This window comes from Streptomyces sp. NPDC002520 (assembly GCF_053595235.1).
This window is the reverse complement of the sequence record NZ_JBSFXG010000029.1, coordinates 90,086-108,357: the sequence shown is the minus strand read 5'-3', so window position 1 is coordinate 108,357 and position 18,272 is coordinate 90,086. Positions and strand designations below refer to the sequence as shown.

At 70.7% G+C, this 18,272-nt stretch carries 13 protein-coding genes; 7 read left to right on the top strand and 6 right to left on the bottom strand.

Translation table 11 applies throughout. The features are described from left to right. The 3 genes from ACWD5D_RS32140 to ACWD5D_RS32130 all read left to right on the top strand — a co-directional run. Nucleotides 1–1,202, top strand: a 1,202-nt coding sequence (locus tag ACWD5D_RS32140; protein ID WP_451376293.1) for an amidase, incomplete at its 5' end; no start/stop codon positions are given. Next, complete coding sequence (locus ACWD5D_RS32135) at nt 1,199–2,656, top strand: aspartate/glutamate racemase family protein (protein WP_451376292.1); 1,458 nt, start codon at nt 1,199–1,201, stop codon at nt 2,654–2,656. The genes ACWD5D_RS32140 and ACWD5D_RS32135, both read left to right, overlap by 4 nt. Nucleotides 2,657–2,696: 40 nt before the next feature. Beyond that, nucleotides 2,697–4,082: an amidohydrolase family protein gene (locus ACWD5D_RS32130; RefSeq protein ID WP_451376291.1), complete on the top strand. Its 1,386-nt coding sequence runs from the start codon at nt 2,697–2,699 to the stop codon at nt 4,080–4,082. On the opposite strand, the gene ACWD5D_RS32125 is transcribed toward ACWD5D_RS32130, so the two are convergent. Continuing rightward, nucleotides 4,069–4,218, bottom strand: a complete 150-nt coding sequence (locus ACWD5D_RS32125; protein ID WP_451376290.1) for a hypothetical protein — start codon at nt 4,216–4,218, stop codon at nt 4,069–4,071. The two genes, ACWD5D_RS32130 and ACWD5D_RS32125, sit on opposite strands and share 14 nt — an antisense overlap. 121 nt (nt 4,219–4,339) lie before the next feature. After that, a complete protein-coding gene (locus ACWD5D_RS32120; protein WP_451376300.1) occupies nt 4,340–4,564 on the bottom strand; it encodes a twin-arginine translocase TatA/TatE family subunit in 225 nt (74 codons plus the stop codon). 151 nt (nt 4,565–4,715) lie between these two features. On the opposite strand from ACWD5D_RS32120, the gene ACWD5D_RS32115 reads away from it, so the two are divergent. Next, on the top strand, nt 4,716–5,636 hold the full coding sequence (locus ACWD5D_RS32115; protein ID WP_451376299.1) for an ion transporter: 921 nt from the start codon (nt 4,716–4,718) through the stop codon (nt 5,634–5,636). 341 nt (nt 5,637–5,977) lie between these two features. On the opposite strand, the gene ACWD5D_RS32110 is transcribed toward ACWD5D_RS32115, so the two are convergent. The 4 genes from ACWD5D_RS32110 to ACWD5D_RS32095 form a co-directional block, all read right to left on the bottom strand. Further along, nucleotides 5,978–7,261: an SGNH/GDSL hydrolase family protein gene (locus ACWD5D_RS32110; protein ID WP_451376289.1), complete on the bottom strand. Its 1,284-nt coding sequence runs from the start codon at nt 7,259–7,261 to the stop codon at nt 5,978–5,980. 157 nt (nt 7,262–7,418) lie between these two features. After that, complete coding sequence (locus ACWD5D_RS32105) at nt 7,419–9,836, bottom strand: glycosyl hydrolase family 95 catalytic domain-containing protein (RefSeq protein ID WP_451376288.1); 2,418 nt, start codon at nt 9,834–9,836, stop codon at nt 7,419–7,421. A gap of 223 nt (nt 9,837–10,059) precedes the next feature. Further along, nucleotides 10,060–11,934: an alpha-galactosidase D gene (locus ACWD5D_RS32100; protein ID WP_451376287.1), complete on the bottom strand. Its 1,875-nt coding sequence runs from the start codon at nt 11,932–11,934 to the stop codon at nt 10,060–10,062. Between the two features lie 344 nt (nt 11,935–12,278). Further along, nucleotides 12,279–13,460, bottom strand: coding sequence for an ROK family protein (locus ACWD5D_RS32095; RefSeq protein ID WP_451376286.1), 1,182 nt, complete (start codon nt 13,458–13,460; stop codon nt 12,279–12,281). Between the two features lie 181 nt (nt 13,461–13,641). On the opposite strand from ACWD5D_RS32095, the gene ACWD5D_RS32090 reads away from it, so the two are divergent. The 3 genes from ACWD5D_RS32090 to ACWD5D_RS32080 all read left to right on the top strand — a co-directional run bounded on the left by ACWD5D_RS32090 (nt 13,642) and on the right by ACWD5D_RS32080 (nt 18,270). After that, complete coding sequence (locus tag ACWD5D_RS32090) at nt 13,642–15,795, top strand: alpha-galactosidase (RefSeq protein WP_451376285.1); 2,154 nt, start codon at nt 13,642–13,644, stop codon at nt 15,793–15,795. A 256-nt stretch (nt 15,796–16,051) separates the two neighbouring features. After that, nucleotides 16,052–17,146 (top strand): substrate-binding domain-containing protein, encoded by a 1,095-nt coding sequence (locus ACWD5D_RS32085; protein ID WP_451376284.1) that lies wholly within the window; start codon nt 16,052–16,054, stop codon nt 17,144–17,146. A gap of 35 nt (nt 17,147–17,181) precedes the next feature. Then, nucleotides 17,182–18,270, top strand: coding sequence for a mandelate racemase/muconate lactonizing enzyme family protein (locus ACWD5D_RS32080; RefSeq protein ID WP_451376283.1), 1,089 nt, complete (start codon nt 17,182–17,184; stop codon nt 18,268–18,270). Nucleotides 18,271–18,272 lie beyond the last annotated feature (2 nt).

Sequence of the window (18,272 nt, the reverse complement as noted above, 5' to 3'; positions counted from 1 at the left end):
ATCCCCCCCGCCCCGCGCGGCCCCCCCCCCGCCCCCCCGACGCGACGCCTGCGGAGGAGCGCGGCCCGCTGCACGGGCTCCCGATCGGGGTCAAGGACCTCATCGCGACCGCCGGCCTCCCGACGCGCGCGGGCTCGCACAGCTGGGCGCGGTCGTACCCGATCGACGACGCGGCCGTCGTACGCCGGCTCCGCGCGGCGGGCGGCATCGTCGTCGGCAAGCAGCACACGCACGAGTTCGGCTACGGGCTCGACGAGCCGCCGACGCGGCACCCGCTCGATCCCACCAAGTACGCCGGGGGGTCCACGATCGGCGGTGCGGTCTCGGTGGCCGTCGGGTCGAGCCTGGCCGCGATCGGCACCGACGGCGGCGGCTCGATCCGCAAGCCGGCCGCGCTGCACGGCCTGGTCGGGCTCAAGCCGACACACGGCCTTGTCGACACCGCCGGGGTTGTGCCCGCAACGACGTCGAACGACCACGTCGGCTGGATCACCACGACCGTCGCGGACTCCGCGCTCCTCCTCGCCGCGCTCACCGATCTCGGCCCGGTGCGGACGGACGAGGGCGTCACCGGGCTGCGGGTCGGCTGCGCCGGCTACTTCTTCCGCGACCTCGAGCCGGCGGTCGACGCCGCGGTGCGCCGCAGTCTCGACCTGCTCGCGGCCGACGGCGCCGAGGTCGTGTGGCTGGAGATCCCCGAGCTGGAGCAGGCGGCCGAGGCTCACGGCACCATCGGTGCGTCGGGGGCCGCCGCGCACCACCGCGACGTGCCCGCCGATGTCCGCGCGGGCTACTCCCCGGGCGTGCAGGGGTTCCTCGCGCAGGCCGAGCGAATCACCGAGGCCGAGGTCGCCCGCGCCCACCGCGTGCGCGACGACGTACTACGTGCCGTCGACGCCGCGCTGGAGACGGAGCGGCTCGACGTGCTGGTCTCGCCGACGCTGGCGCTCGGTGCGGTGCCGCTGGCGACGATGCGGCCGGAGGCCGACCTGCCGCGCTACTGCCGGCTGACGATGCCCTTCAACCTGACCGGCCATCCTGCGGTCAGCGTGCCGTGCGAGCTGGGCGACGAGCCCGTGGGGCTGCAGATCGCCGCCCGGCACGGGGCGGATGCGACGACCCTCCGCGTGGCGGCCGCGGTGGAGGCGCACACTGTGGCGCGGGCGGCCGCCGTGGCCCGAGTTGAGAGGACGGGACGATGAACCAGACCGACCGCGTGACGGGCAGTGAGTCCACGCTGCGCGACCAGGTCCGCGACGAGATCCGGAGCCGGATCTCCGACGGCCGCTACCCGGCTGGCGCGCGGCTCGTGGAGCAGCGGCTCGCCGACGAGTACGGCACCTCGCGGATCCCCGTGCGCGAGGCGCTCCGCATGCTGGAGTCGGAGGGGCTCGTGGTCACCGTTCCGCGCCGGGGCGTCGTCGTCGCCAGCCTCAGCCGTACCGACCTGGAGCACCTGTACAACCTGCGGGAGTCGCTGGAGGCGATGGCCTTCCGGCTCGCCGCGGCACGGGCGACCCCCGGAGAGGTGCGCTCCCTCCACCGCCTGCTCGAGCGGATGCGAGCCGCGGTGGAGGGCGGCGACCATCGCGAGATCGTCGCGGTGAACACGCAGTTCCACAGCCAGGTCGTCGAGATGGCGGGCAACCCCTATCTCGGGACCGCGCTGCAGCCCGTCGACGGCCGGCTCCGGGTCATGATCGGCATCAACCACGACTACGGTCGCCAGCTCGCCGAGCACGAGGCGCTCATCGAGGCGATCTCGGACGGCGACGCCGACCGGGCGGCCGCCCTGGCCGCCGCCCACGTCGACGCGAGCCGGCACAGCACCCTCGACCAGTACGAGGAACACGGGCCCGCGCCCGCCCCCGGCCCGGTCAGGACGCCGGCCGACGCCGACCTGCGACTGCTGGTCGTCAACCCCAACATCAGCACGTCGGTGTCCGACCTGATCGCGGCCGAGGCCAGGCGCGCGGCGAGCCCCGGCACCGAGATCGTGATGCGGACCGCCGAGAGCGGCGTCGCCTACATCGAGACCCGGCTCGAATCGCTGCTCGCCGGGCCCGCCGTGGCCGAGCTGATCGCCCAGGCCGACACCACTGCCGACGCCGTCGTCGTGGCGGCCTTCGGGGACCCGGGCCTGCCCGCCCTCAAGGAACTGGTCGACGTACCTGTCGTCGGGATCACCGAGGCCGCGCTCGCCACCGCGTCCCTGCTCGGCGCGCGGATGTCCATCGTCGCGATCTCCGAGCGGATCACCCCGTGGTACCGCGACTGCGTGGAGCGCAACGGCCTGCTCGGGCGGCTCGCGTCGATCCGCTCGCTGCGGGACCCGCTCCGCGGCATCGGCACCGTCCAGGACGACTTCGGGCCCGAGCTGGTGCGCCTGGCCAACCAGGTCGTGACCGAGGACGGCGCCGACGTCGTCATCCTCGCCGGCGCGCCGCTGGCCGGCCTCGCCCGGGAAGTCGCCGATCAGATCCCGGTGCCGGTCGTCGACGGCGTCGCCGCCGGTATCGCCCAGGCCGAGGCGCTGGTGCGGCTCGCGCCGGGCCCCGCCCGAGCAGGCTCGTACGCCGGCCCGCCGGCCAAGGCCCACCGTGGGCTGTCGCCGGCGCTCGCCGCGGCGCTCGAGGCCGCCCAGAAGCGCGACTGAGCACCCGCCCCCCGACCTCACCCCGATCCTGGAGAACCGCATGGCCCTGGACCTGCTCATCACGAACGCGACGATCGTCAACGCCGACGGCCGCGTGCACGGCCACATCGGGGTCTGTGACGGCCGGATCACGACCCTGCTCGCGCAGGACGTGGCACAGCTCCCCGCGGCGACGCGGACGTTCGACGCGAGCGGGCGGCTGGTGATCCCGGGCGGCGTGGACGCGCACTGCCACGTCGAGCAGGTCACCGGTGAGTACAAGTCGCTGGACTCATTCCGGACCGCCACCACCGCCGCCCTGCACGGCGGGACGACGACGATCATCGACTTCGGCATCCCCGCCGACCGGGGGGAGAGCCCGATCGCGGCGCTGCGCAACAAGCTCGGCCTGATCGATGGCGCCCGCTGCGACGTCGCGCTGCACGGCTCGGTGCTGGCGTGGGACGACACGGTCCCGGCCCAGCTCGACGAGATGGCCGAGCTCGGGGTGCGGTCGGTGAAGCTCTACACCACCAACCGCGGCACGACGATGGCCGACGAGGACACCATCCTGCGGGTGATGAAGGAGATGGTGCGCCTGGACGGGCTCACCTACCTCCACTGCGAGCACGACGCGATCGTCGTGGACCAGACCGAGACCTGCGCGAGCGAGGGCCACCTCGCAATCGGTCACCTGCCCCGGTCCCGGCCGGCGCTCTCCGAGGACGCGTCGGTGCGGGAGATGATCGCCGTCGCGGAGCACACCGGTGCGCCGGTGTACCTCGTGCACCAGACCACGGCGGCCGCCGTACGGGCCGCCGCGGAGGCCCGCGCCCGCGGCGTGCAGGTCTTCTCGGAGACCTGCCCCCACTACCTGCTGCTGGACGATTCCGTGTACGCCTCCTCCGAGCCGGAACGGTTCGCGTGCTGCCCGCCCATGCGGCCGGCGGAGACGGTACGCCGGCTCAGCGACGAGCTCGCGCTCGGCAACGTCCACACCCTCGCCTCCGACCACTCCTGCTACGACCTCGCCCAGAAGCGCGAGTACAGCCACGACGTGCGCCGCATGCCGCACGGTCTCCCCGGCGTGGAGACCCGGATGCCGGCCGCGTTCACGGCGGTCGTCACCCGCGGCGGGCTGAGCGTGAATCGCTTCGTCGAGCTCTTCTCCACCGCACCGGCACGGATCAACGGCCTGCGGAGCAAGGGCGTGATCGCCGTCGGGTACGACGCCGACCTCGTCCTCTTCGACCCGACCGAGACCCGCCGCGTGGACGGCGCCGCGCTGCACCAGGGCTCGGACTTCTCCCCCTTCGACGGCCTGGAGCTCGCCGGCTGGCCCAGCACCGTGGTCAGCGGCGGCCGGATCGTGGTGGACGAGGGCCGCTTCGTCGACCCCGGTCCGGTCGGGCGGTTCCGGGCGCGGGCGGGCTTCAGCGAGAGCTGAACCCATAGCCGGCCGGCCACCGGTCGGCGATGTCCAACCGGCGGGCCCACCAGGTCCCCTCCCTCGCGGTGGCCTCGCGGAGGAACTCCCGGAGCGGGTGCGCGCTGCCGCCTCCGAAGCCGACGGCAGCACTCATCCTGCGTCCATGATCACGATCGATCCGCCGCACAGGACGAGCCAGACGGCATAAGGGCAACGTCTCCGCCGGGTGCCCCGACTCCCACGGGGCACCCGGCGGTTCTGTGCAACACGGGCCCTCAGGATCGCGGCGCAGCTTCGTCGTGATCGATGACCCTGCCGGAGACCACGCGCCCCGAGCCCGCTGCCGCCTCCGATGAGTCCTGCTCCTTGAGGGCCTTGGCCTCGCTCTTGAAGATCCGGGCCGCTTTGCCCGCGGACCGCGTCAGCTCGGGCAGCTTCTTGATCCCGAGGACCACGATGACGACCACGAGGATCACGGCCAGCTCGCTCAAGCCGAACATCAGGTCTGCCCTCCGCATGAGAATCTACAGTGCTGTAGAAGTGTCTCCTGAAGGTGATCACCCAACAAGCCCGCCTTCCAACCGGGTTAGCCGGGGGCCACGTCGTGCGACAAGGAGTCAGGGCAGCGAAATGCCGGAGCAGCAAGGCCAGATGAGTATTGCCGTGGGGCCCCGACAGGTCCGTGCGGAAGTGGCGCGCCGTTGCCGCGACCTCACGGAGACCCGCTGGTTCGCCCTGACGGTTTTCGTCGTCATCCTCCTCAACGCGGCGTTGCTGGGCCTGGAGACCTACTCCGGGCTGGTCGAGGAATGGCACCGCTGGTTGCGACTGGCGGAGCACGGCTGCCTGGCCGTGTTCACCGTGGAGATCGTCGTACGCCTGGCCGCGCACGCCGACCGGCCACGGGACTTCTTCAAGGACCCCTGGAACCTCTTCGATCTCGCTGTGGTCCTGTGCGCGTTCCTGCCCTTCGTGCGGGAGAACACCACGGTGCTGCGGCTGTTGCGGCTGGCAAGGGTGCTGCGCACGGCCCGTTTCCTCCCTCAGTTGCGGATCGTGCTGGTCGCGGTGGGCCGCAGCCTGCCCGGCACGCTGAGCTTCCTGCTCGTCGGCGCGCTGCTGCTGTACGTCTACGCGATGGTCGGCTGGGTCTTCTTCGGCCACCACGATCCCGAGCACTACGGCTCCATCGGTCGTGCCGTGCTGACCCTCTTCCTCTTGATGACCCTCGACGGCATCGGAGACGCGGTCCACGCCGGCCTGGAACTGTCCCGCTGGAGCCTGGTCTACTACGCCTCCTACGTTCTGCTCGCCTCCTTCGTCCTCGTCAACGTCCTCATCGGCGTGGTCATCACATCCCTCGACGAGGCCCGGGAGATGGAGAAGCAGGAAGAGTCGACGCAGGGGCCGCACCTGGTGCCGGTGCAGGAGGAGCAGAGCCTGCTCCTGGCCGAGCGCATCGCGGCGGCCCGCCAGGCCCTGGACGCGCTCGAACGCGACCTCGCCCGGGCCGCGGAGCCGCCTGCCAGGGAGGCAGCCGGGCAGGCCGCGTCTGCCGGTGGGCGCCCGTAACCCGGCCTGAGGGTCACCCCGCATTCACCGCTCGGCAGGCTGACGGTCCGGCCCTTTCACGAGCGCTGCCACCGGACCCGATCGCGGCCGGACCACCACGCGGCCACGGTAACCATGCGGCCATACGGACGGTGGCGAAGGGGGATCTCACAGTGCGGGCGCGGCTGCCGAAGACGGCGCTGGAGTTGTTCGCCGAGCGGGGTTTTGAGGCGACATGGCCCGGAGGCCGGGCAACGGCGATGGCGCGTGCCGGCAGCGCCCGGAAGAACGGAACGGTGGCGCCCGCGAGCCGTTCACGGGCTCGTGGGCGCCACCTCTGGAAGGACCTGTGCCTGCGTGCGTCAGGTGCGCAGAAGCCGCAGGTCGATCGCGTCGGCCATGGCCTTCATGCCCGCGTCGTTGGGGTGGATGTGGTCGCCCGAGTCGTAGGCCGGGTTGAGGGCGGCCGGGTTCGCGGGGTCACGCATGGTCCGGTCGAAGTCGATGACGCCGTCGAAGGCGCCGCTGGTGCGGATCCACTGGTTGACGCTCTGCCGGATCGCCTCGGCGGCGGGCGTGTAGTAGCCGTTGCCCTCGTCGGGCATCAGAGTCGCGCCGATGATGTCGACGTGGGCGGCGTGTGCCTCGTCGATCAGGGTGCGGTAGCCGTCGATGAGGTCCTGGGCCGTCAGCGGCCGGCCGTCGGGGCCGGCGTTGTTTCCGATGTCGTTGATGCCTTGGAGGAGGATCACGTCCTTGACGCCTGGCTGGCCGAGGGCGTCGTGCTTGAAGCGCTTGAGGGCGCTGACCCCCTGCCACAGGTTCGGGACGTCGGTCAGGACCCGGTTGCCGCCGATGCCGGCGTCGACGACACTCAGCTTCTGCGGGCCCGGCCCGGCGCCCAGCCGGCGTCCGAGGAAGTCGGGCCACCGGGTGTAGGTGCCGGTCGAGGAGTGGTAGCCGTCCGTGATGGAGTCACCGAAGGCGACGACGGTGCCCCTGGCGCTCGACGACAAGACGTCCAGCCCGGCCAGGTAGTACCACGAGGTCGTGGTGGTGCCGAACGCGGCGGCGCTGTCGTCACCGGTGTGGTTGCCGAAGGCTGTGTAGGTGGTGTCGAAGGCGTCGGAGTGCCAGGTCGACATGCCCGTCGTGCCGGGGACGTAGAGGCTGACGAGCAGGTTCTGCCCGGCGCTGACCGAGATCGGTATGACGTCGCTGACGGCCTCTTCGCCGGCGGGGATCGTGAGGCGGCGGGAGGCGCCGAACGTGACGTTCCGCGTGGTGCCACGCGTCGCCTCGCCACCGTTCGCCTGGACCGCCACGTCCACTTCGGCGACGTCGAGCGGGGTGCCGCTGTACCGGTTGGACAGGGTGATGCGTGCGCCCGAGCCCGCGACGCTGCTGTGGACCACCATCCGTATGGTCTGGTTGCTGAAGGACGGGCCGCCGGTCGTCATGCTGGGCGACCAGGCGCTGACCCGGGTGGCCTGGCCCTGCGACGAGGACGTCGTGGCGCTCGCCGTGCTCGCCGTGCTCAACGGAACGACCGTCAGGGCCATGCCGGTCAGCGCGCCGACCAGGGTCAGCAAGGTTCTGCGACGCGGTCGGCGACACGCCGCCGCGTTTGCCTTGTTGGGGGACATCGTCGATCTCCACTCTGCTCGTCGTCCGCGGCGGGTCCGGCTCACCGGCTCTGGCCGGGGGCTCCGGGGTGCACCGGGCGGCATCGTCCCCAAGTGCACCCGCGAAGACGTGCCGCACGCCGCGGACACCGTGAACTGCTTCTTGTGGGAACCGGTCTCAGCCGAGGTTGCCCAGCGTGACGGACTCACCGGGCTCGAGGCTGATCTTCCGCGAGGCGCCGCCCGCGAGGACGGTCGTGTCACGGCCGCCGACACTCTTCAGCGTCACCTGCGTGACCTTGCCGTTCTTCCACTTGAGGTCGGCGACGAAGCCGCCGCGGACACCGACGCCGGACACCGAGCCGGATGCCGCCCACGCCGCGGGCAGGGCGGGCAGCAACTCGACGTGGCCCGGCCGCGAGTAGACCAGCATCTCGATGATCGCGGAGGGGGTGCCGAAGTTCGCGTCGATCTGGAAGATGCCGCGGCCTCCCCCCATGTCCATGATGTCGAAGAGGTTCGGCGCCGAGCCGTTGCTGCCGTTCGCCGACGGCTTCAGGTTGTTGACGACGAGTCGGTAGGCCTTCTCCGCGTTCTTCAGCCGTGCCCAGCACAGGCTGCGCCATGCGTTGGACCAGCCGTAACTGTCCATGCCGCGGGCCGTCAGGAGGGCCGTCGCGCCGGCGAGGATGTCCTTCGGCGTGGAGTCGTCCGGGCGGATCCGGTCGCCGGGGAAGAGACCGATGAGCGGGGAGAGGTGCCGGTGGGTGGTCTCGCCGAGGTTGTCGGGCGACATCCACTCCTCCAGCCAGCCCGTTTTGGGGCTGACCACGGGCAGGTAGAGGCGCTGACGCAGACCGTCGACGGTCGCGCCGTAGGAGGCGTCCTTGCCGAGTACCTGGGTCGCGGTGCGGTAGTTGCCGAAGAGGTTCCACACCAGTTCCTGGGCGTAGGTGATGCCCTTGGCGTCCTGCGGACCCTGCTCGGGTGACCAGTCGCCGTCGTCGATGAGGACCTCGCGCGAGGCTCCGGAGGCGTCGGTGACGGTCGTGGTGATGAGGCGGGCCTCCCAGAACTGAACGGCGCCCTTGATGAGGGGATAGATCCTCTCGAGGTAGGCGCGGTCCTGGGTGAACTCGTAGTGCTCGAACAGGCTCTGGCAGATCCAGGCGTTGGCGCCCGGGTGCCACCACCAACCGCTGCCGCCGTAAGGGTTGGTGGAGAAAGCAACGGCCCAACCGGCGACCTGCCCACTGGAGTTGCGGTATCTGTTGGTCTCGGTGTTGAACAGCCGCTGGGTGACGTCGGTCCAGTCGGGCAGCTGCGCGAGGCAGTAGTCCGCGAACGTGTCGAAGCAGTCGGACAGGCCCGCCCTGTCGGCCATCCAGTAGTTCATCTGGATGTTGACGTCGGTGTGGTAGTCGCCCATCCAGTCCGGGTCGTTGCCGTCCAGCCACGGACCCTGCAGGCCCATCGGCAGCGTGCCCCGGGATCCGGAGATCATCAGGTAGCGGCCGAACTGCAGGTAGGCGGACTCCAGTTCCGGGTCCGGCACGTTGTCCCGGTAGCGGGCCTGCACCCGTTGCCAGGTGTCCAGCTTGCGCTGCGCGGTGGACGACGTGCCGAGATCGACGTCCAGTTGCTCGAACACCGGGCGGAAGTCGGCGACATGGGTGTTCAGCAGTGTGGTGGCGGAGTGGCCGGCCGCGTTCAGGACCTTGGTCCGCGCCAGCTGCTCGGGGTCCAGGGCCGGGTCGCGGAAGCCGGCAGCAGAGTCGGGCGCGTAGTTCGTGCCGCCGCTGACCACGACGGTGAGATCCTTGCAGCCGCTGAAGGAGATCGCCGTACCCGTGACGGCGACCTTGCCGGTGCCGCTGTACGCGGTAACGGCGGCGCCGTACTTCAGGCCGTTGGCGAACGAGGCGCCGAACGAGGCGCAGCGGCCCGTGCCGCCCGCGGTGGTGGACTCGCCGTGCGTGCCGGCGAGGGAGACGGTACCGGTGTAGGTGCCGCCGCCCTGCTGGGAGAAGTACAGGACGATGACGTCGTCGGGGCGGCTGGCGAAGATCTGCCGACGGTAGGTGACGCCGGACAGGTCGTACGACGCGCTGACGAGGCCCTGGGCCAGATCCAGGGTGCGACGGTAGTTGGCGACGGAGCCCAGGTCGTGCGCCGGGATGTCGACGGTGAGCTTGGCCAGCAGGGTCAGGGAGCCGAAGTCGTCCCGGCCGTAGGGGAACTGGCCGTCGCTCTGCAGGGTGTCGTTGCGACCGCCGGTCCACAGGGTGGCGTCGGTGATGGTCAGCAACTCGCTGGAGGGGTCGTTGCCCGCGAGCGCCCCGAGGCGCCCGTTCCCGACCGGCAGACCCTGCTGGATCATCGAGTTGGAGTCACCCGGAGCCTGCCACCACAGTTGGTTCTTCGCGGCGGCGGCCGCGGACAGCAGGGGCGAGGAGGTGGGGCGGAGCGGGGCCGCCGAGGCGGTGAAGGCGGGCAGACCGCCGAGGGCGGCGGCCGAGCCGGCCGCGGTGGCAAGGGCGAGGAATCCCCTGCGGGTCGGGTGGTTGTCGCGCGATTCGGTGTGCTTGGTGTCCACGTTGTGCACTCCATGTCCGGGGAACGGCGCATGCGGGAACGACGGACCGGGGCCGTCGGAAGCTACGTGACGTGAGCGCGCCGGGCGCGGGCACGTCCGGGCGCTGCGGGAGGTGAGCAGGGCGGGCGCGTTGCCACGCCGGGTCCTGCGGGACCGCGTGGGGGCCGGGACGGCCCCCGGGCGCGGGTCCCGGGTCGTGTCGGACCCGGGACCCCGCGACGGGTCAGGCGGAATTGGGTACGTCGATCCTGTCGATGTCAGGTGAGTAGTCCCAGCCGCTGTCGAACGTGATGGAGTTGGAGCCCGCCTTCAGGGCCAGTTGGACGCTGACCGTTTCGACCGTGCCCCAGTCGCCCGTGGAGGGGAACCTCAGGCTGGTGCCGTTGCCGCTGTTGGAGTAGACGGTCACCGAGCGGGGGTCGCCGCTGACGTAGGCGACCTTGATGGTGTAGATGCCGTCCTTCTTCACCGTGACGTCGTTGAACTGCAGCTTGCTGTCGAGGTAGAGGTTGCCGATCTTCTTGCCGCCGGAACAGGCGCCGCATGTGGCGACGGAGGAGTTCCCGGTCAGGGTGTTGTTCGCGGACTCGGCCTCGTAACCGGTGGTCGTGAGCGAAGCGCCGCCGGGCCTGACGTTGAACAGCCGGGAGCCGTGTGCGGGCAGCGTCGCGGTGATCCGGTTCTTGTACGTGCCGAGGTTCTGGTGGTTCCACAGGTCGCGTACGGAGGCGGTGGCGGTGAAGCCGAAGGATGCCCAGTTGGCGGTGACGGAGGCCGGTGAGTTGCCGAGGTTGAACAGGGCGACGGTGTAGCTGCCGTCGGGGTTCCGGGTCCCCCAGACCTGCTGGTCGCCCATCGGGGTGACGGGACGTGCGACGGGCGAGTCGTTCTGGTCGACGCCGACGACTTCCTGGTTGGTCAGCAGGGAGAGGCCGTAGCTGTCCAGCCGGGTGAGGTCGTCACCGGTGAACAGCGGCGACTTGTTGATGGCCCACAGGGTCATGTAGCTCTGCCGCTCGGCGTTGGTGAGGCCGTCCATCGCCCCGTTGCCGACGTCGATCGCGTCGAGGTCGTTCCAGCCGCCGGGGCCTGCCTTGCGGCTCCACGCCGGAGCGTCGTTCCACCGGTCGTTGACCGAGTTCTCCCAGGTGACCAGGGTGTTGCAGTAGCACTCGACGTCGGTGTCGATGCGCCAGCCGTTGGAGTACTTCTTCCAGTCGGCGGCGTGATTGATGTCGAGCGACCAGGAGAGCTCCAGGTGGATGGGGCGGCCGGTGTCGGCGATGGCCTTGTGCCAGGCGGCGACGTCCGCCACGTTGTTGTAGTTGTCACCGGACTTGAACGAGCCGGGTCCCACCCCGTCCACCTTGAGGAAGTCGTACCCCCAGTCCGCGAGCATCTGAGCCTGGGAGTCGATGTACTTCTGCGCACAGGCATTGTCGAAGTTCAGCTTGTAGGCGCTGTCCCAGCCGTTGGTGGTGCGCAGGTCCGGGTAGACGATGTCCGCGGTGGTGCAGCCGGGGGCGTTCCATATCGGCACCTTGCCGTCGCCGTACGCACCCTTCTCCAGGCCGACGGGGAGGTAGATGCCGGCCTTGAGGCCCTTGGAGTGGATGTGGTCGGCGACCGACTTCATGCCGTGGGGGAATCGGACCGGGTCGGGCGTCTGCCGGCCGTACTGGTCGAACTCGGTCGTCCAGTTGCGGTCCATCCACCAGCCGGCGTCGATGTTGACGTGGTCGTAGCCGTACGGCTTCAGCGTGGTGGCGAGGGCGTCGGCCTGCTTCAGGACGTTCGCCTCGGTGAGGTAGCTGTAGTTGCCGTCCGGGTTCAGGCCCGGGTACTGGGAGGACTGCATGCTCCAGCTGGACCAGCCCATGTACGGCTTGGCCGCCGGGCCGGAGGCGGTGTCCGCCGCAGTGGCCGAGGTGAGGGGCGCGGTCGTGGACTCGCCGGCGGCCGCCGTGGCCCCGGTGGCGGCGGCCGGGGCCGCGGTGGCGAGTCCGGCCGTGACGGCCAGGACCAGCGTGGCTCTGACGGTACGGCGCGGGAAGCCGGGGAGAGCTCCGCGCAGGGCTCTGTAGGGGGATGACCACATGGGTCGCCTCCTGGTGGCGGGGTCGGAGGAACGGTGCGGTGCTACCCGGTGGGGGACGGGCGTCGGTGAGCCCGCTGATGAACTGTCGCCGCTGCGTGAAGTGCACCAGGAGCGTGGGAATCGCGTTGCCGGGCAGGCGGGTGGACATGCGCTGGTGGATGGTGTCGTGATGTACGGCGTTCGTCCGGGCCGTGAGGCCGCCGTCCTTCTGGAGCGGCCCCCGCGAAGTGGGCGGCGAGAGCCGGCACGGCCGGGGTGGCGGCCGGCACCGAACAGCCCGCGGAGCGGTGTTCGGCGGCCGGCTCGTGCGGCGGTCTACGGGCTGCGGCTCCGCAGCGTCATCGCTACTCCTCGTACGTGTCCGACGCCATGAAGGACTGGATCGCGGTGGCCGCGGCGCCGCGCGCCCACTCCTCGAAGGGCAGGGGACGTGTGATCACGTCGCACTGCGAAGCGGTACCGAAGGCGGAGGCGGCGAACGCGTCCCGGATGCCGTCGGCGAAGAGGTCGTAGGCGGCCAGGCCCTCACCGGAGATGATCACCCGCTCGGGTCCGAAGATGTTCACCAGGGAGCCGATGGCCTTGCCGATGGCTTCGCCTGCCCGTGCGTAGACGGCGCGGACACCGGGGTCTCCGCCGTGCGCCAGGTCCAGCGCCTCGGCGGCGTCGGTCACCGGCCTGCCCGTCGCCGCGCGGACCGCGCGGAGTATCGCGGGGTCCGCCGCGATCGCCTCCACGCACCCCCGGTTGCCGCAGTGGCAGAGCGGGCCGAGCGGGTCGAGGGACAGGTGCCCGATCTCGCCGGCCACACCGTGCGCGCCCGACACCACGCGCTCGTGCACGACCAGGCCGCAGCCGATGCCGGCGCCCACGGTCACCAGGGCGAAATCCGAGAGTCCGACACCGGCCCCGAACCAGTGCTCGGCGACCGTGAGCGCCCGTACGTCGTTGTCGACCGTGACCGGCAGCCCGGTCGTGGTCCCGGCGAGCTCGGCGAGCGGTACGTCCCGCCACTCCAGGAAGGGCGAGTAGCGGACCACGCCGTCGACGCGGTCCACGTCGCCCGAGATCGCGATGCCCAGTCCCCGTACCCGGACACCGAATCCGTCGGCCTCGGTGAGCAACTCCTGTACCAGCGCGGTGATGGCGGGGAGCACCACCTCCGGCTCACGGCCCGTGAGGGGTACGTGCCGGGAGATCCGGATACGGCAACACAGGTCGGCCAGTACGGCGATGATCTCGTCGCCCGTCACCTTGATCCCGATGAACAGCGCCCTTCCCCCGTCCACCCACACCAGGTTGGCCGGACGTCCCACCGTCGGCCGCGCCTCTTCGTCCACACCCTCGACCAGGTAGCCGAGCTCCATCAGCGGACGGACCGCCTTGGTGACGGCCGCCGGCGAGAGCCTGGTCCGCCGCCCGACCTCGGCCCGGGTGAGCGGTCCGTGGGAGAGCAGGGTGGTGAAGACGAGGGACGCGGCCGGCGTCATTGCCGGGGCCGCCTCGCGGGAGGGGGGCGAGCGCATGGCCGGAAACTTAGGGAGGTTATTTTTTGCTGTCAATGAAGAAAGCAACATCCATTTCAAGGGTATGAGTTGACCAGGAAGAACCTGTAAATCAGAGATCCAGGGCAGGCGTTGACACGGGATCGAAGGAAGGGTTGGCTGCGCACTGCTCCTGTGCGGCACGCTGCGAACGTGAGGACCCATGTCTGCCATCTCCTTCGACTCCACCTGCGGCGTCTGGCTGCTCTCCACCGCGCATACGTCGTACGCGATGCGGATCGACGACACGGGAGCGCCCTGCCACCTCGCCTGGGGGCCTCGGCTGCCCCTCGCGGCGGCCGGTCAGCTCGTACCTCTCCCGACCGGAGAGATCAGCAGCTTCGAGGGCCGCTCCCCGGCCGGAGAGGAGTTGCCCGTCGACGGTGGGGCCCGGTACGGAGCGCCGTCCCTGCGGGTACGGTTCGCCGACGGCACCAGGGCCTTCGAGTGGGCGCACCTGGGCCACCGGATCAGCGAGCCGGCGCCCGGAACGACGGAACTCGCCCTGGAGTTCAGTGACCGCCACTACCCGCTGGCGGTCACGCTCCACTACCGCGTCCACGACGACACGGACGTCATCGAACGCTGGGCCGTGCTGCGCAACACCGGACAGCAGCCGATCGCCCTGCTCCGCGCGGACTCGGCCGCCTGGACGCTGCCGCCGCGCGACGACTACCGGATCAGTCATGTCACGGGCCAGTGGTCCGCGGAGAGCCTGCTGCACCGGGAGCCGGTGCCGCACGGCGAGACCGTGCTGACCAGCCGGCGCGGCATCACCAGCCACCACGCGAACCCCTGGCTGATGCTGGACGCCGGCGAGGCCACCGAGGACGGGGGCGAGGTGTGGAGCGCCGCCCTGGCCTGGAGCGGAAGCTGGCGCCTTCTCGTGCAGCGTACGCCGGACGGACGGACGTCCTTCACGGGCGGGGCGGGACACGACGCGGCGGAGCTGTCGCTCGGCCCCGGGGAGGAGTACGCGACCCCGCGCTTCGCGGCCCTGTACACCGACCGCGGTTTCGGCGCGGCGAGCCGCGCCTGGCACGCGTACGTCCTGGCCCATGTGCTCCCGCACCCGGACGAGACGCGCCCCGTGCTGTTCAACTCCTGGGAGGCCACCGGTTTCGATGTCGACGAGGCCGGTCAGAAGGCACTCGCCGCCCGGGCGGCGAAGCTGGGGGTGGAGCTCTACGTCGTCGACGACGGCTGGTACCGGGGCCGCCGCGACGACACCGCGGGACTCGGCGACTGGACACCGGACTCCGCGCGGTTCCCGCGGGGGCTGGGTCCGCTCGCCGAGGAGGTCCACCGGCTCGGCATGCGCTTCGGCCTGTGGGTGGAGCCCGAGATGGTCAACCCGGACAGCGACCTCTACCGCGCGCACCCCGACTGGGTGATGCACTTCCCGCACCGCACCCGGACCGAACTGCGCAACCAACTGGTGCTCAACTTCGCGCGCGACGACGTCGCCGAGTGGGCGTACGGATGGCTGACCCGGCTGGTCGCGGACAACGGGATCGACTTCCTCAAGTGGGACATGAACCGCGCCTTCAGCGAGGCCGGCTGGCCCGCCCGTCCGGACGGCCAGGACCAGCTGTGGACGCGGTACGTGCACCACCTCTACGACGTGATCGACCGGTTGCGCGCGGACCACCCCGGGCTGCGCATCGAGACGTGCAGCGGGGGCGGGGGCCGCGTCGACCTGGGCATCCTCTCCCGTACGGACCAGGCGTGGCCGTCCGACAACACCGACGCGGCGGACCGGGTCTTTGTCCAGCACGGCTTCGGCCAGATCTACCCGGCCCGGGTGATGGCGGCTTGGGTGACGGATGTGCCCAACCAGCTCACCGGCCGCTCGGTGCCCCTGCGCTACCGCTTCCACGTCGCGATGGCGGGGGTCCTGGCGGTGGGCGGTGACCTCGCGCGCTGGACACCGGAGGAACTCGCCCAGGGCGCGGAGCTGGTGGCGGAGTACAAGAAGGTCCGTCACATCGTGCAGCACGGCACCCTGCACCGGCTGCGCGGTCCCGTCGACGACGGACCGACCGCGGTGCAGTACACCACCACGGACCGGCGGGAGGTCTTCGTCCTGGTCTGGCAGCGGGCGCCCCGTCACGGCACACCGCGCCCCGCCCTCAGGCTCGCCGGCCTCGACCCCGCCGCGCGCTACCGGGACGCCGCCACCGGCGCCGTGCATCACGCGGCCGTACTGACCGGATACGGGATCACGCCCGAGCTGCCGGCCGGTGACTGGTCCAGCACGTCCGTGCACCTGATCAGGGTCGAGGACATCGCGGCGGACGACACTGACACCCTCTGACACCCTCTGACACTCTCTGAGACCTCGATTTCCTATACGATTTCTGCCCTGGATCCGAGTGTGCGGCGGTCGGTCGGTGGGTCGACCGGGCCTGTTCCAGTACTCCTCCGTCACGTCCAACTGCCCTTTGTTCGGCGCCTTGAGCTGCTGCACCAAGGAAATCGTCATCGATCGCTCGGTTCAGAGGGTTGACGGGCGGCGGTGGGCGGCTGAACATCGCCGTACCGATTTCCTATTTGATTCGGGAGTGGTGGAGATGCGTCCCCCGACCCGTTCCGTGCTGTCAGGAGTTGCCGCCGTCGCCGTGCTCATGTCGGCCTCGGCGGCCTGCACCATCAAGTCCTCCGACGGGCCTTCGGCCACCCAGGCGCCCACGTCCGGCAAGGCCGGTACGGGAACAGCCGAGTTGGCCGACGGGTCGGGCACCAAGGTGGCCCTCGTGCCCGGCGGCGCCCACCCGTACTTCCAGCCCTGGAAGGCGGCGGGTTCCGCCGCGAAGAAGGAGTACGGCCTCGGGGACGTGACCTTCGACGAGACCTCCGAGTGGGACCAGCAGAAACAGAACAACCTGCTCTCCACGCTCGCGGCCCGCGGCTACAACGCCTTCGGGATCTTCGGGGTCTCGCCCACCGACATCAACACCACCTTCGCGGACCTCAAGTCGCAGGGCTTCGCCGTGGCTTCGCTCGCCTCCTGCCCGGCCGGCGGCACCGACAAGGCCGACTTCTGCCTGTCCACGGACGTGGAGGTCGCCGCCTACAAGGCGGCCAAGGCCGCGATCCGGGCCATGGGCGGCAAGGGCACGCTCGTCCATCTCACCGGCAACAACGTGGACGCCAACACGCAACTGCGCATCAAGGGTGTCGACCAGGCGGTGAAGGAGTCCGGGGGCAAGGTGAAACTGCTGCAGACCATCACCGACGTCGACAAGGACCTGCAGACCGCGCAGAAGGCGGTCTCCGACCTGCTCGCGGCCAAGGGCAACCAGATCCAGGGCATCGTCACCACCGCCTACAACCCCGCCGTCGCCGCCGCCGACGCGGTCAGTAGTTCCGGATCCAGGGCCAAGGTCGTGGCCATCGACGACGACGCCAAGATCCTCAGCGCGATCAAGGACGGCTCGGTCGCCGCCACCGTGGTCCAGAACCCCGTGGGACAGGCCGAGGTCGGAACCTGGGCGCTGGCGCTGCTGCAGACGAAGCAGTGCACCATGCGCCACCCGGGCCAGATCATCGACTCCGGTTCGTTCGTGGTCACCAAGACGAACGTCGCCACCTACGGCGCGGCTCGCGAGGCGAAGACCGAACAGCTCAAGAAGCAGTTCGGGGACACGGTCCTGACCTGCAAGTGACCACCGCCGGCGCTACGGAGAGGGGACCTCGCACGATGACCATCATCACGACCGCCACGGCACTGCTGGCGGACATCGCGGTGGAGAAGGACCGCACGGACGCCGTGCAGTCCTTCGTCAAGCAGGAGACCATCCTCGTCGACGTCACCACCGCGGACGGCCTGCGGGGCACCGGCTACGCCTACACGATCGGCACCGGCGGCTCGTCCGTCCTGGCCCTGCTCCGGGAGCACCTGCTGCCCCTCCTCGTCGGAGCGGATGCCCGCAACGTCGAAGCACTGTGGCAGCGGCTCTTCGCCACGACGCGGGCCACCACCACCGGAGCCATCACCTCACTCGCCCTCGCCGCCGTGGACACCGCCCTGTGGGACCTGCGGTGCAAGCGCGCCGGTGAGCCGCTCTGGCGGCTGGCCGGCGGCCACCGCCAGGAGGTCCCGCTCTACGACACCGAAGGCGGCTGGCTCCACTTGAGCACCGACGACCTGGTCCACTCGGCGCGGGAGGCGCAGGAGGCCGGATGGGCGGGCGTCAAGATCAAGGTGGGGAAGCCGAACGTGGCCGAGGACGCCGAGCGTCTGCGGGCCGTCCGCGAGGCGGTCGGCCCGTCGCTGCACATCATGACGGACGCGAACCAGTCAGGGACCGTCTCCTCGGCACTCCGCCTCGCAGCCGCCCTCGAGCCCTACGGCCCGTACTGGCTCGAGGAGCCCCTTCCGGCCGACGACGTCAGCGGACACGCCCGCCTGGCGGCCGCGACGAGGATTCCCCTCGCCGTGGGCGAGTCGTTGTACTCCGCCATGCAGTTCCGTACGTACCTGGAGTCGGGCGCCGCCTCCGTCGTGCAGGTCGACGCCGCCCGCGTCGGCGGCATCACGCCGTGGCTGAAGGTCGCGCACACCGCGGAGAGCCACAACGCCATGGTCTGCCCGCACTTCTTGATGGAACTGCATGTCAGCCTGGCCGCCGCGGTGCCCAACGGCATGTTCGTCGAGTACATCCCGCAGCTGAGAGCGGTGACCCGCACCGAACTGACGGTCCGTGACGGACTGGCGGTGGCACCGGACGTGCCGGGCATCGGGATCGACTGGGACATGGACGCCGTCGACGACCGGAGGGTGGCATGAGG